The sequence below is a fragment of the Rhodanobacter sp. OR87 genome, assembly GCF_000473345.1.
Classification (GTDB): Bacteria; Pseudomonadota; Gammaproteobacteria; order Xanthomonadales; family Rhodanobacteraceae; genus Rhodanobacter; species Rhodanobacter denitrificans.
The window spans coordinates 24,126-36,960 of record NZ_AXBJ01000024.1 but is presented as its reverse complement, the minus strand read 5'-3'; the positions used below and the strand labels follow the sequence as shown (position 1 = coordinate 36,960).

The following is a 12,835-nucleotide window of genomic DNA, read 5'->3' as shown; positions in this document are numbered from 1 at the left end:
ATGAGCCAGCCTCAACCGAGGCGTTCAGCGAGCACCGCGCTGGCCACGAAAAACGAGCCGAACGCGAGGATGCGCTCGCCCGGTTGCGCAGCCGCACGCGCCGCCGCCAACGCTGCGGGCACGTCGGCATGCACGCCGTACGACGCCTGCGGCAGTACCTGCTGCAGGATCGCGGCCAGCGTCGCCACCGGCATGCCGCGCGGAGTGGCCTGGTCCAGCCCGGCCAGATGCCAGTGGCCGATGCGCGTACCGAGCGCGCCGATCACTCCGGCTACGTCCTTGTCCGCCAGCGCGCCGTACACCGCGTGCACCCGCGCCGGCGGCTGCGTGTCCAGCCATTCGGCCAGCGCGCGGGCGGCCTGCGGGTTGTGGCCCACGTCCACGACCAGCGGCGGCTCACCGCCGATCGACTGCAATCGCGCCTGCACCCGTACCTCGTGCAGGCCGGCGCTGACCGCCGCGAAAAAGGCGCTCGGTGTGAGCGCCCCCAGGCCGAGCACGTGCAACGCGGCGATCGCCGCCGCCGCATTCGCGTACTGCACCGGCGCCGCCAGCGCCGGATCGGGCAGCTCCATCGCGCTGCCGTCGCGATGGAGCCAGCGCCAGCCGTCCTGGTGCCGCTCCACGCTGAAGTCGATGCCGGCCCGCTCGACCCGCGCGCCGCGCTCGGCCAGCGCGTCGAGCAGACCAGCCGGCGGGTCCAGTTCGCCCACGATCGCCGGCCGCCCGGCCCGCGCGATGCCGGCCTTCTCGCGGCCGATGCTGTCGCGATCCGGACCGAGCCACTCCATATGGTCCAGGTCCACCGTGGTGATCACCGCCACGTCGGCATCGACGATGTTGACCGCGTCCAGCCGCCCGCCCAGTCCCACCTCCAGCACCGCCACGTCGACCACGGCGCGGGCGAACAGGTCCAGCGCGGCCAGCGCGCCGAATTCGAAATAAGTCAGCGGGACGCTGCCGCGCACCGCCTCGATCCGCTCGAACGAGGCAACCAGCGCGGCGTCATCGGCGTCGACGCCGTCGATGCGCACGCGCTCGTTGTATTCCAGCAGGTGCGGCGAGGTAAACGCGCCCACGCGCAGGTCGGCCGCGCGCAACATCGCCTCCAGCAGGGCCACGGTGGAACCCTTGCCGTTGGTGCCGCCGACCGTGATCACCCGTTTCGCCGGCGCCGGCGCGCCCATCCGTCGCCACACCTCGCGTACCCGGTCCAGTCCCAGCTCGATGCTGTGGACGTTGACGCGTTCCTGGTACGCCAGCCATTCGGCGAGAGTGCGACTCATGCAGTGACTTCGAGCAAACGGGAAGCACAAAGCTTAAAGCATCACCCGAACAAACGAACGAATGAACGCCCCCTGCGCCGCCCATGGCGGGCACGGCGTCACAGACGCAGCCGGCGCAGGCGCAGTGCGTTGCTCACCACCGACACCGAGCTCAGGCTCATCGCCAGCGCGGCGATCATCGGCGACAGCGTGATGCCGAACCACGGGTACAGCACGCCGGCGGCCAGCGGTACGCCGACCGCGTTGTAGACGAAGGCGAAGAACAGGTTCTGGTGGATGTTGCGCACGGTACCCTGCGACAGCGTGCGCGCACGCACGATCGCGCCCAGCTCGCCCTTGACCAGGGTCACCTGCGCGCTCTCCATCGCCACGTCGGTGCCGCTGCCCATCGCGATGCCGATGTCGGCAGCGGCCAGCGCGGGCGCGTCGTTGATGCCGTCACCGGCCATCGCCACGCGGCGGCCTTCGGCCTTGAGCCGACTCACCACGGCGGCCTTGTCGGCCGGCGAGACGTCGGCGTGCACCTCGTCGATGCCGAGCGTGCCCGCCACCGCCTGCGCGGTGGTGGCGTTGTCGCCGGTGAGCATCACGATGCGCAGGCCGGCCGCGTGCAGCGCCGCGATCGCCGTCGGCGTGTCCGGCTTGATCCGGTCGGCCACCGCCAGCAAGGCGGCGAGCGCGCCGTCGACGGCCAGGAACATCACCGTGGCACCCTGCCCACGCAGTTGCTCGGCGCGAGCGCCGGCCTCCTCGCCGATCGCCACGCGCGACTCGGCCATCAGCTTCGCATTGCCCAGCGCCGCTGCGCTGCCGTCCACCTTCGCGCTGACGCCGCGGCCGGTCAGCGAGCGGAAATCCGTCGCCGCCAGCGTCGCCACGCCTTCGGCGTCCGCCGCCACGACGATCGCCCGCGCCAGTGGATGCTCGCTCGGCCGTTCCAGCGCGGCGGCCAGCGCCAGCAGGCGTTCGCGCGGCTGGCCGCCCAGCACCACCAGCTCGGTCAGCGCCGGCTTGCCTTCGGTCAGCGTGCCGGTCTTGTCCACCACCAGGGTGTCGATGTCGCGCAGACGCTCGATCGCGCCGGCGTCCTTGAACAGCACGCCGTGCTGCGCGCCGCGGCCGCTGGCGACCATGATCGAGATCGGCGTGGCCAGGCCCAGCGCGCACGGACAGGCGATGATCAGCACCGACACCGCCGCGATCAGCGCGTGCGCCAGCCGCGGCTCCGGGCCGACGATCGCCCACGCCGCGAAGGCCAGCACGGCCACCGCCACCACCGCAGGCACGAACCACGCCGCCACCTGGTCGGCCACGCGCTGCAGCGGCGCGCGACTGCGTTGGGCGGCTGCCACCAGTGCCACGATCTGCGCCAGCATGGTCTCGCCGCCGACCTTCTGCGCGCGCATGGTCAGCGCGCCGTCCTGGTTCACGGTGCCGCCGGTCAGCGGATCGCCCTTCGCCTTGGCCACCGGCATCGGCTCGCCGGTGAGCATCGACTCGTCGACGTGGCTGTCGCCCTCGATCACCACGCCGTCGACCGGCACCTTCTCGCCGGGGCGCACGCGCAGCACGTCGCCGGCATGCACCGCGTCCAGCGCCACGTCCGCCTCGCTGCCGTCGGCAGCGATGCGCCGCGCGGTCTTCGGCGCCAGCCCCAGCAGCGCCTTCAGCGCCGCGCCGGTGCGCCGGCGCGCGCGCAACTCCAGGAAATCGCCCAGCATGACCAGGGTGACGATCACCGCCGCCGATTCGAAGTACACCGCAACCCGCCCGCCGGCGTCGCGGAAACCCTCCGGGAAGATGTCCGGCAGCAGGAACGCCACCGCGCTGTACAGCCATGCCACGCCGGTGCCCAGCGCGATCAGCGTGTACATGTTCGGACGCCAGGGCTTCAGCGAGCGCCAGCCGCGCACGAAGAACGGCGCACCGCCCCACAACACCACCACGCTGGCCAGCAGCGCCTCGGTCCAGGCCGCCACGCCGTCCCACGGCGCGGGCAGGTGCCAGCCGAACAGGTGCGGTCCCATCGCCACCAGCAGGGTCGGCACGGTCAGCACCACCAGCCACCAGAAGCGCCGCGTCATCGACGCCAGCTCGCCGCCGTCGTCTTCATCCAGCGTCGGCATCAGCGGTTCCAGCGCCATGCCGCAGATCGGGCAATGGCCGGGACCGACCTGCCGGATCTCGGGGTGCATCGGGCAGGTATAGATGGTGCCGGCCGGCACCGGCGGCGCGGGCTGGCGTTCGCCGGGGTAGGCCGACGGATCGGCCACGAACTTCTCGCGACAGCGCGCGGAACAGAAATGGTACGTCTGGCCGTCATGCTCGGCGTGGTATTTCGCCGTTTGCGGATCCACCGTCATGCCGCATACCGGGTCCTTCACGACGCGCGCATGCCCGTGATCGACGTGCCCGTGATCGGCGTGATCGTGATCGGCATGCTCGTGGTTCGCATGGTCGTCCGCCGCCTTGCCACCGCAACAGCTCCCCACAGGCTTCTGCCCGGCAGCCCGGTAAGTCGCCGGCGACGCATCGAACTTCGCCTTGCAGCCCGCGCTGCAGAAATGGAACGTCTGCCCGTCGAGCGTGCTGAGGTGCTTCGCCATCGCCGGGTCCACCGTCATGCCGCACACCGGATCGATCGCCGCGCCGGCCGCCGGCTTGTCGCCGCCCGCGCAGCAGGAAGCTTGCCCGCTCATGCCTTCACCTCGTCATCGCTCAAAGCGCGCAGGATCGGGCAATGCTCCGGCTTGCCATGCCCCGGACACGAGGCCACCAGCTGCGCCAGGCCATCGCGCACGCGCTGCAGTTCCGCGATGCGCTGCTCGATCGCCGCCAGCCGCTGCTCGGCGCGCTTCTTCACCGCCTTCACCCCGCGCAGGCGATCGGCCGACAGCGCCAGCAGCTCGCGGATCTCCTCCAGCGTGAAGCCGAGCTCCTTCGCACGGCGGATGAAGCGCAGCTGCGCCACCGTGCTGTCGCCGTAACTGCGGTAGCCGGACGCCCGCCGCTGCGGCTCGGGCAGCAGGCCCTCGCGCTCGTAATAACGGATCGTGTCGATCGCCACGCCGACGCGCTTGGCGACGGCACCGATGGTCAGGGAGGGAGTTTGCGTGTTCATGCGGCACAGTCTAGACCTTTGATCGAAGTCCAGAGTCAAGCGTTGCTGACGCGGGCTGCCTTGCCGCCATGTCCTGCACGCGCTCCCGCCGGAACCCGTCAGCGATGCCTACGGTTCCCGGCCCCTTTCCAGGGCACGACGAATACTCTGCAGTGCTGCCGTGATGTCGCCGGCATCGATCACGCCATAACCGAACGTCACCGCCGGCTCGATCCCGCGCGTCATCGCGTAGTCGGCGGTGGATTCCGCGCCGGCGGCGTGGCGCAGGATGGTCGGCATGAGCCGGGCCGCCCGCGCGGGGTCGCGGAATCGCGCGGCCAGGTGCAGGCCCGCTTCGGACGGAATCGGTTGCAGCCAGCGGCCGAGCACGCGCTGCAGCCCGTCGAGCAGCGCCGCGCGGCGTTCGGCGTAGATCGGCCGCATGTGGCGCACGTGCCGCGCGAGGTGGCCGTCGCGGATGAAGGCGGCAAGCGCGGACTGGGTGAGGCTGTCGCAATGCGAGTCGACGCAGTGCTTGACCGTGACCAGCCCGCCGTGCGCCCACGCCGGCGCCACCACGAAGCCCTTGCGCAGCGAGGGGAACATGCTCTTGGAGAAGGTGCCGACGTAGAACACCAGCGCGTCGCCATCCAGCGTCTGCAGCGCGTCGAGCGGACGGCCGCCGAAGCGGAACTCGCCGTCGTAGTCGTCCTCCACGATCACCGCGCGATGGCGGCGCGCGAAGTCGAGCAAGGCGGCGCGCCGGCGCAGCGACATCGCCGCGCCGGTGGGCGACTGGTGCGAGGGAGTGACGCTGATGATGCGCACGTCCTCGGGCAGGCGTTCGACACACAGGCCTTCGTCGTCCACCGGCAGCGGCAGCAACCGTGCGCCGGCGGCGGCAAACGCGGCGCGCAGCGGCGGGTAGCCTGGCTCCTCCACCGCCACCTTCGTTTGCCCCGGCGTGACCAGCAGCCGGGCGATCAGGTCGAACGCCTGCTGCGCGCCGGAGGTGACGACCACGTCGTCGGCGCTGCAGGCCACCGCGCGGGCAAACGCAATGTGCTGCGCGATCGCCTCGCGCAAGGCGGGGATGCCTTGCGATGGCGCATACGCAAACGGTTCGCGCGCGCTCTTGCGCAGCGTCTGCGCCGTCAACCGGCGCCAGACGTCGTGGGGGAAATGGCGGTGGTCGGGAATGCCCAGACGGAAATTGCGCTCGGGCAAGGCGCGCACGGACGACGGCTGCAGGAACGGTGCCCGCCATGCGGGCGCAAAACGCGAATCGTCCGTACCCACGCGCGCGGACTTCGACCGGCGCCGGGCGAACTCGACGACCTGCGGTCTGGTGCCCTTGCGCGCCACCAGGTAGCCCTCGGCGACCAGCAGGTCGTAGACAGTGACCACCGTATTGCGCGCCACCCCCAGGGCCTCGGCCACCTTCCGCGTGGCCGGCAATGCGGCGTGCGGCGGCAAGCGGCCGTCCAGGATCGCTGCGCGCAACTGCAGGTGCAGCGCGTGCGTGAGCCCGCCGGAGCCGCGCGGCAGCAGCACGGGAAACGGGAAAACTGGTTCCATCGAATCTCTCGTGAATGGCTCAATCAAGGATCCAGATTACCCCTAGAGTCAGCACGGTAGGAGCACCCCTCCGCGCCATGCTTTCCGTTACGTGACGAAGAGCATCGCGCCCTTCGGTGCGCCCCACCGGTGAGGTCCAGCCCATGGAGAATCGATCGTGACGAAAGCCATCTGCGAAACCTGCGGCACCCAGTATGCAGACTCCCCCATGCATTGCGCCGTCTGCGAGGACGAGCGCCAGTACGTCGGCGCCCATGGCCAGAGCTGGACGACCCACGAAGCGCTGAAAGCCACCCACACACTGCGCCTGCAGGACGAAGCCGGCGTGCTCGGCATCGGCCTGGCGCCGGATTTCGCGATCAACCAGCGCGCGCTGTACCTGCCCACCGACGCGGGCAACATCCTGTGGGAAGCGCTGAGCCTGGTCACCGACGAGGCGGTCGCCACGTTGCAGGCGCGCGGCGGCGTGGACCTGATCGCGATCTCGCATCCGCATTTCTACGCCGCGATGCTGGAATGGAGCGAGGCGCTCGGCAACGTGCCGATCCTGCTGCACGAAGCAGACCGCGAGTGGGTACGCCGGCCCTCGCCGAACGTGCAGTTCTGGCGTGGCGACGCGTACCGGCTGTCCGATGCGGTGACGCTGATCCGCAGCGGCGGCCACTTCCCCGGCAGCACGGTGCTGCACTGGAAAGACGGCCCGCGACCCGGCGGCGCGCTGTTCTCCGGCGACGCGCCGCACGTGGTCAGCAACCGCCGCCACGTCTCGTTCATGCGCAGCTATCCCAACTTCACGCCGATGCCGCCCGACACCGTGCGCGGCATGCAGGCGCGCCTGGCCGGCTACGCGTTCGAGGACGTCTACGGCTTCACCTGGGGTCGCAACATCATCGGCGGTGGCCGCGCCGCGGTGGACGCCTCGTTCGACCTCTACCTTGCCGCCATCGCCGCCTGAGCCGCGCCCATGACCATGCCCTCCACCCGCCTGCAGGACTACCTGCCCGCCCGCTTCAGCACCGCTGCCGCGCGGCACTGGGTGCCCTCCTCCACCCCCGGCAAGTCGTCCAGCCCGCTGCGCTTCTTCGCCGACGACCGCGGCTTCGTCGAGCTGCTGCGCATGGAGCCGGGCACGGTGATGCCGCTGCATCGCCACACCGGCGAGATCCATGCGTACAACCTCAGCGGCACGCGCAAGCTGTGCACCGGCGAACTGATCGGCCCCGGCGACTACGTCTACGAGCCGCCGGGCAACACCGACTGGTGGAAGGTCGTCGGCGACGAGCCGGTGCTGGCGCTGGCGATCGTGATGGGCACGGTCGAGTTCCTCGGCCCCGGCGGCGTGGTGACCGGCCGTGCCTCGGCCGGCACTCAGCGGGCGGAATACGAGCGCTACTGCCGCGAGCACGGGCTGGCGATCCGGGACCTGGTGGACTGATCGCAGCGACCTCAGGCGGTTCAGGCCGAAGCGCGCCGGCGCCTGGCCGCCGCGGCCGGCCGCTTGTCCGGTGCGCACTTGGCCGCGGCGGTTGCGCACGTGCCAGCGGACTGGCTGCAGCAGTGATCGGTCAGGTAGCCGACCAGCGCGTCCACCGTCTCGATCACCGGCGCGTAGTAGATGAAGCGCCCGCTTTGCCGGCTGCTCACCAGGCCTGCGTGCGACAGCTCCTTCAGGTGGAAGGACAGCGTGGCGTTGGGCAGGCCCAGCTTCTCCGCGATCGCGCTGGCGGCCAGTCCTTCCGGCGCGTGCTCGACCAGCAGCCGGTAGACCGCCAGGCGCGATTCCTGCGCGAGCGCGGCGAGGATGGTGATGGCTTGCCTGTTCTGCATGGCGCTACTCCTGGGCCGATTCATACCAGCGCTTGCTGCGGTTGACGATGCGCACCACCGACAGCATCACCGGCACCTCGATCAGTACGCCCACCACGGTCGCCAGCGCTGCGCCGGAATGCACGCCGAACAGGCCCACCGCGGTGGCCACCGCCAGCTCGAAGAAGTTGCTGGCGCCGATCAGCGCCGACGGGCCGGCCACGCAGTGCGGCACACCGAAGCGGCGATTGAGCCAGTAGGCCAGGCCGGCGTTGAAATACACCTGGATCAGGATCGGCACCGCCAGCAGCGCGATGATCGCCGGCTGCGCGAGGATCTGCCGGCCCTGGAAACCGAACAGCAGCACCAGGGTGGCCAGCAGTGCGCCCAGCGACACCGGCCCCAGCCGCTGCAGCAGTTTCTGCAAGCGCGTCTCGCCGCCGTGCGCCAGCAGCTGGCGCCGCAGCAGCATGCTGAGCGCCACCGGGACCACGATGTACAGCAGCACCGACAGCAGCAGCGTGTTCCACGGCACCGTGATCGAGGAGATGCCCAGCAGCAGCGCCACGATCGGCGCGAACGCCACCACCATGATGGCGTCGTTCAGGGCGACCTGGCTCAGCGTGAACGCCGGCTCGCCGTTGCACAGGTTGCTCCACACGAAAACCATCGCCGTGCACGGCGCGGCGGCCAGCAGGATCAGGCCGGCGATGTAGGAATCGAGCTGTGCGGCCGGCAGTTGGCCGGCGAACAGGTGGCGGATGAAGATCCAGCCCAGCAGCGCCATCGAGAACGGCTTCACCGCCCAGTTGATGAACAGCGTGACGCCGATGCCCTTCCACTGGCGGCGCACGCCGCCCAGCGCGCCGAAGTCGATCTTCAGCAGCATCGGGATGATCATCAGCCAGATCAGCACCGCGACCGGCAGGTTCACCTGGGCCACCTGCATGCCGCCCAGCGCCGCGAAGCTGTCGGGCAGCAGGTGGCCCAGCAGCGTGCCGGCGACGATGCACAAGAGTACCCAGAGGGTGAGCCAGCGCTCGAAAAAGCCGATGCGGACGCCCTCCGCGGGAGCCGGACAAGCAGTCAGTTCTGCGGGTGTCTGGTTCATGCGTCCGCTTCTTCGTCGGTGATGCTGCCGATGTGATCGAGCGCCTGCTTCAACTTGTCACGCCCCATCGTTTCCACCGGCAGCTTCAGCAGTGCCGTGATTCGATACAGGATCAGCGTGTGGGCGCGCCGGAACGCCGCGATCGCGGCGCCCGCCCCCTGGGCGGCGGCCGGATCGGGCAGGCCCCAATGACTTTTCACGAAGTCGCCGAACAGCACCGGGCAGGTCTCGTTCGCGGCGTTGTCGCAAACCGTGATCACGATATCCAGCGGCGGCGCGCCCGCTTCGGTGAAGCGGTCCCACGACTTGCTGCTGAGTCCCTCGGTGGCGATGCCCAGCGCCTTGAGCTCCTCGATCGCGTACGGGTTGACGCGCCCGGTCGGCTGGCTGCCGGCGCTGAACGCCTCGAAGCGCCCCTTGCCCAGGTGGTTGAGGGTGGCCTCGGACAGGATGCTGCGTGCCGAGTTGCCGGTGCAGATGAACAGGACGCGACACGGGGGCATGGCGACGGTTCCGGATTGGTTTCTATATTTCCATAATGATAGAATCGTCAAATCAAAGCAACAGGAAACGTGCCCGTGCCGATCCAGGACCTGCCTCATATAGCCGCCGATATGCTGGACACTCCCAGCCTGGCCAAGCTGGCCTTGCCGGCCGACGCCGGTCACCCGCCGCGCATCCTGATCCTGTATGGCTCGCTGCGCCCCCAGTCGTTCAGCCGCAAGCTGGCGCTGAAAGCCGAGCGCATCCTGCGCCACTTCGGCGCCGAGACGCGGGTGTTCGACCCGCACGAACTGCCGCTGCTGGACAGTGTGCCGGCCAGCCACCCCAAGGTGCAGGAACTGCGCGCGCTGTCGCTGTGGTCCGAGGGTCAGGTCTGGGTGAGCCCCGAGCGGCACGGCACGATCACTGGCGTGTTCAAGAACCAGATCGACTGGCTGCCGCTGGAAGACGGCAGCGTGCGGCCCACGCAGGGACGCACGCTCGCCGTGATGCAGGTCTGCGGCGGCTCGCAGTCGTTCAACGTGGTCAACACCTTGCGCGTGCTGGGCCGCTGGATGCGCATGCTGACCATCCCGAACCAGTCTTCGGTGGCCAAGGCCTGGCAGGAGTTTGACGACGACGGCCGGATGAAGCCGTCGCCGTTCTACGACCGCGTGGTGGACGTGATGGAGGAGCTGTTCAAGTTCACCCTGCTGGTGCGCGGGCGCAGCGACTACCTGGTCAGCCGCTACAGCGAGCGCAAGGGCGCAGCCGCGGCGAAGGCGCTGACCGTCGCGGCCAACGTGCTGGAAGGTGCGGCGACGGCGGGCAAACCCGCCTGCTGCAGCAGCGGAGCGTGCTGAGCCAGCGACGCACGTCTGCCGCAGCCACCGGCTAAACCGGCGCGTCCTCCGCCGGCCCGAAGCCGCGGCGGACGTGTCCTACGGCACCGACCGGCCACCGGGATCTGCTACGGCTCCTCCGGCTCCTCCGCCGCGTCCGGCGCCCCGAACGCCTTGCTGTAGTAGCCGGACGGGTCGAAACAGCAGACCCGGCGCTTGCCTGAAGCAAGCATGCCGCAGGCATCGGCGACCCGCTTGGCGCGCGTGGCCGATTGTTTGGCGGACGTGACCCAGTGGATCCAGTCCACGCGCGCCAGGGTCGTGGTGCTTTCCCAGGCTGCGCGGGCCTCAGGTGCGCCGTCCAGCGCCCGGCGCAAGTCCGGCGGAAGCTCCGGTTCCGGTTCCCTGGCCACCGGCGCCAGTTCGAGTGCGACCGTGTCGCCGACGGCGGCGCCCGCGGCTTCGCGCAGCGCCTTGTCCACCCTGAGCCAATGACTCAGCCGGCCATCCGGCTCGAGCGTGGCCCGGAACGCCTGGCCATCGAGCGTGCCCTCCACCGTCGTTCGGCCCCGCCGCGGCAGCCTGGCGCTGACTTCCGCGGGCAGCACCACGAACGCCCACGACGCATCACGGGGCTCCGCCGGACGCAGCAGCTTCGCCTCGAATCGGAATGTGGCGTTGTTCTTGACCATCGCGGATCTTCCCTGGGCAGCCAAAGGATACGGGGTCAGCCAGGTCATGGGACCGACGCGTCCTCCGCCGCCACGAAACCGCCGGTTTGCCGCTTCCACAGCCGCGCGTAGAGGCCTTCGTGCGCGATCAGCTCGGCGTGCGTGCCGGTCTCGACGATCTGCCCCTTGTCCAGCACCACCAGCCGGTCCATCCGCGCGATGGTGGACAGGCGATGGGCGATCGCAATCACCGTCTTGCCCTGCATCAACAGGTCGAGACTTTCCTGGATCGCCGCCTCGGCTTCGGAATCCAGCGCGCTGGTGGCTTCGTCCAGCACCAGGATCGGCGCGTCCTTCAGCAGCACGCGGGCGATCGCGATGCGCTGGCGCTGGCCACCCGAGAGCTTCACGCCGCGCTCGCCGACCAGCGCGTCGTAGCCCACGCGGCCTTCGCCATCGACGAGTTGCGGGATGAACTCGTCGGCGCGCGCCTTGCGCACGGCATCCATGATCTGCGCCTCGCCGGCGTCGGGGCGGCCGTAGAGGATGTTGTCGCGGATCGAGCGGTGCAACAGCGAGGTATCCTGGGTGACCACGCCGATCTGCGAACGCAGGCTTTCCTGGGTCACCTGCGCGATGTCCTGGCCGTCGATCAGGATGCGCCCGCCTTCCAGGTCGTACAGCCGCAGCAGCACGTTGACCAGGGTCGACTTGCCGGCGCCGGACGGCCCGACCAGGCCGATCTTCTCGCCCGCGCGCACGCTGAGGTCGAGCCCGGCGATCACCCCGCCCTGCTTGCCGTAGTGGAAGTGGATGTGCTCGAAATGCACGCCGCCGTTGGTGACCTCCAGCGGCATCGCGCCCTCGCGGTCCTGCACCGCGCGCGGCCGCGAGATCGTGGTGATGCCGTCCTGCACGGTGCCGACATTTTCGAAGATGCCGTTGACCACCCACATGATCCAGCCGGACATGTTGTTGATGCGGATCACCAGCCCGGTCGACAGCGCGATGGCGCCCACCGTCACCCGGCCCTCGCTCCACAGCCACAGCGCCAGCGCCGAGGTGCCCACGATCAGGAAGCCGTTGAGCGTGGTGATGCTGGCGTCCAGCGCGGTGGTGACGCGGGTCATCCGGCGTAGCTTGTCGGTCTGCTCGGCCATCGCCTCGGCCACGTAGGCCTCCTCGCGCCGGGTGTGCGCAAACAGCTTCAGCGTGAGCACGTTGCTGTAGCCGTCGACGATGCGTCCCATCAATTTCGAGCGCGCCTCCGAGGCCAGCCACGAGCGCTGCTTGATGCGCGGGATGAAGAACGCCAGCAGCCCGACATAGGCGAACACCCAGGCGACCAGCGGCGCCGCCAGCCAGACATCCGCCTGTGCGAACAGCACGACCGCGCTGCCGGTATAGATGGTGACGTACCAGATCGCGTCGACGATCTGCACCGCCGACTCGCGCAGCGCGCCGCCGGTCTGCATGATGCGGTTGGCGATGCGCCCGGCGTAGTCGTTCTGGAAGAAGCCCAGGCTCTGGCGGATCACGTAGCGATGGTTCTGCCAGCGGATGCGGTTGGTCAGGCTGGGCACGATCGCCTGGTTCACCAGCAGGTCGTGCATGCCGATCGCCAGCGGCCGCACGACCAGCGCCACGAAACCCATCCACAACAGTTCATTGCCGTGCTGCCGGAAGAAATCCGCCGCCGGCGCCCCCTTGGCCATGTCCACGATGCGGCCGATGAAGCCGAACAGCGACACCTCGACGATCGCCACCACGAAACCCACCGCGATCGCCACCGCGAACACCGGCCACACCTGGCGCAGGTAGAACGCATAGAAGCGCCACACCGACGTCGGCGGCATGCCGTCGAGCGGTTCCTTGAACGCGTCGATGAGGGATTCGAACCAGCGAAAGATCATGGGTGTTCCGGCACGACGGGGCGCTTCATTGTGCGTGAAGCCGGC

12 protein-coding genes are annotated in these 12,835 nt (G+C 69.6%); 3 read left to right on the top strand and 9 right to left on the bottom strand.

What is annotated here, in order from left to right; all coding sequences use genetic code 11:
* Positions 1-11: 11 nt before the first annotated feature.
* The 4 genes from folC to RHOOR87_RS0115615 all read right to left on the bottom strand — a co-directional run bounded on the left by folC (position 12) and on the right by RHOOR87_RS0115615 (position 5,964).
* Positions 12-1,286: a bifunctional tetrahydrofolate synthase/dihydrofolate synthase gene (gene folC, locus RHOOR87_RS0115630; RefSeq protein ID WP_027485544.1), complete on the bottom strand. Its 1,275-nt coding sequence runs from the start codon at positions 1,284-1,286 to the stop codon at positions 12-14.
* A gap of 98 nt (positions 1,287-1,384) precedes the next feature.
* The gene (locus RHOOR87_RS0115625) at positions 1,385-3,985 is read right to left on the bottom strand and encodes a heavy metal translocating P-type ATPase (protein WP_027485543.1); all 2,601 of its coding nucleotides are present in this window, start codon (positions 3,983-3,985) and stop codon (positions 1,385-1,387) included.
* Positions 3,982-4,407, bottom strand: coding sequence for a MerR family transcriptional regulator (locus tag RHOOR87_RS0115620; protein ID WP_007513092.1), 426 nt, complete (start codon positions 4,405-4,407; stop codon positions 3,982-3,984). The genes RHOOR87_RS0115625 and RHOOR87_RS0115620 overlap by 4 nt, the downstream gene beginning before the upstream one ends.
* Positions 4,408-4,515: 108 nt before the next feature.
* Positions 4,516-5,964 carry a PLP-dependent aminotransferase family protein gene (locus tag RHOOR87_RS0115615; protein WP_027485542.1) on the bottom strand — a complete coding sequence of 483 codons (1,449 nt, stop codon included), beginning with the start codon at positions 5,962-5,964 and terminating at the stop codon, positions 4,516-4,518.
* A gap of 208 nt (positions 5,965-6,172) precedes the next feature.
* Between RHOOR87_RS0115615 and RHOOR87_RS0115610 the strand changes: the two genes are divergently transcribed.
* Positions 6,173-6,919, top strand: a complete 747-nt coding sequence (locus RHOOR87_RS0115610) for an MBL fold metallo-hydrolase (protein WP_231381809.1) — start codon at positions 6,173-6,175, stop codon at positions 6,917-6,919.
* Between the two features lie 9 nt (positions 6,920-6,928).
* Entirely contained in the window at positions 6,929-7,399 is a 471-nt protein-coding gene (locus RHOOR87_RS0115605) for a cupin domain-containing protein (protein WP_027485540.1), read from the top strand.
* A 20-nt stretch (positions 7,400-7,419) separates the two neighbouring features.
* On the opposite strand, the gene RHOOR87_RS0115600 is transcribed toward RHOOR87_RS0115605, so the two are convergent.
* Genes RHOOR87_RS0115600 through RHOOR87_RS0115590 form a run of 3 tightly spaced genes read right to left on the bottom strand, consistent with a single transcriptional unit; the run spans position 7,420 to position 9,384 of the window.
* Positions 7,420-7,791 carry a metalloregulator ArsR/SmtB family transcription factor gene (locus RHOOR87_RS0115600; RefSeq protein WP_027485539.1) on the bottom strand — a complete coding sequence of 124 codons (372 nt, stop codon included), beginning with the start codon at positions 7,789-7,791 and terminating at the stop codon, positions 7,420-7,422.
* Between the two features lie 4 nt (positions 7,792-7,795).
* Positions 7,796-8,881: an ACR3 family arsenite efflux transporter gene (arsB, locus tag RHOOR87_RS0115595; RefSeq protein WP_027485538.1), complete on the bottom strand. Its 1,086-nt coding sequence runs from the start codon at positions 8,879-8,881 to the stop codon at positions 7,796-7,798.
* Complete coding sequence (locus RHOOR87_RS0115590; protein ID WP_027485537.1) at positions 8,878-9,384, bottom strand: arsenate reductase ArsC; 507 nt, start codon at positions 9,382-9,384, stop codon at positions 8,878-8,880. The genes arsB and RHOOR87_RS0115590 overlap by 4 nt, the downstream gene beginning before the upstream one ends.
* Positions 9,385-9,459: 75 nt before the next feature.
* Between RHOOR87_RS0115590 and arsH the strand changes: the two genes are divergently transcribed.
* Positions 9,460-10,227, top strand: a complete 768-nt coding sequence (gene arsH, locus RHOOR87_RS0115585) for an arsenical resistance protein ArsH (protein WP_027485536.1) — start codon at positions 9,460-9,462, stop codon at positions 10,225-10,227.
* A gap of 107 nt (positions 10,228-10,334) precedes the next feature.
* Here arsH and RHOOR87_RS0115580 read toward each other — a convergent pair whose 3' ends face one another.
* Together RHOOR87_RS0115580 and RHOOR87_RS0115575 are read right to left on the bottom strand one after the other, a co-directional pair.
* On the bottom strand, positions 10,335-10,898 hold the full coding sequence (locus RHOOR87_RS0115580; protein ID WP_015447375.1) for a YdeI/OmpD-associated family protein: 564 nt from the start codon (positions 10,896-10,898) through the stop codon (positions 10,335-10,337).
* Positions 10,899-10,942: 44 nt separating this feature from the next.
* Positions 10,943-12,787, bottom strand: coding sequence for an ABC transporter ATP-binding protein (locus RHOOR87_RS0115575; RefSeq protein WP_027485535.1), 1,845 nt, complete (start codon positions 12,785-12,787; stop codon positions 10,943-10,945).
* Between the last annotated feature and the right edge of the window lie 48 nt (positions 12,788-12,835).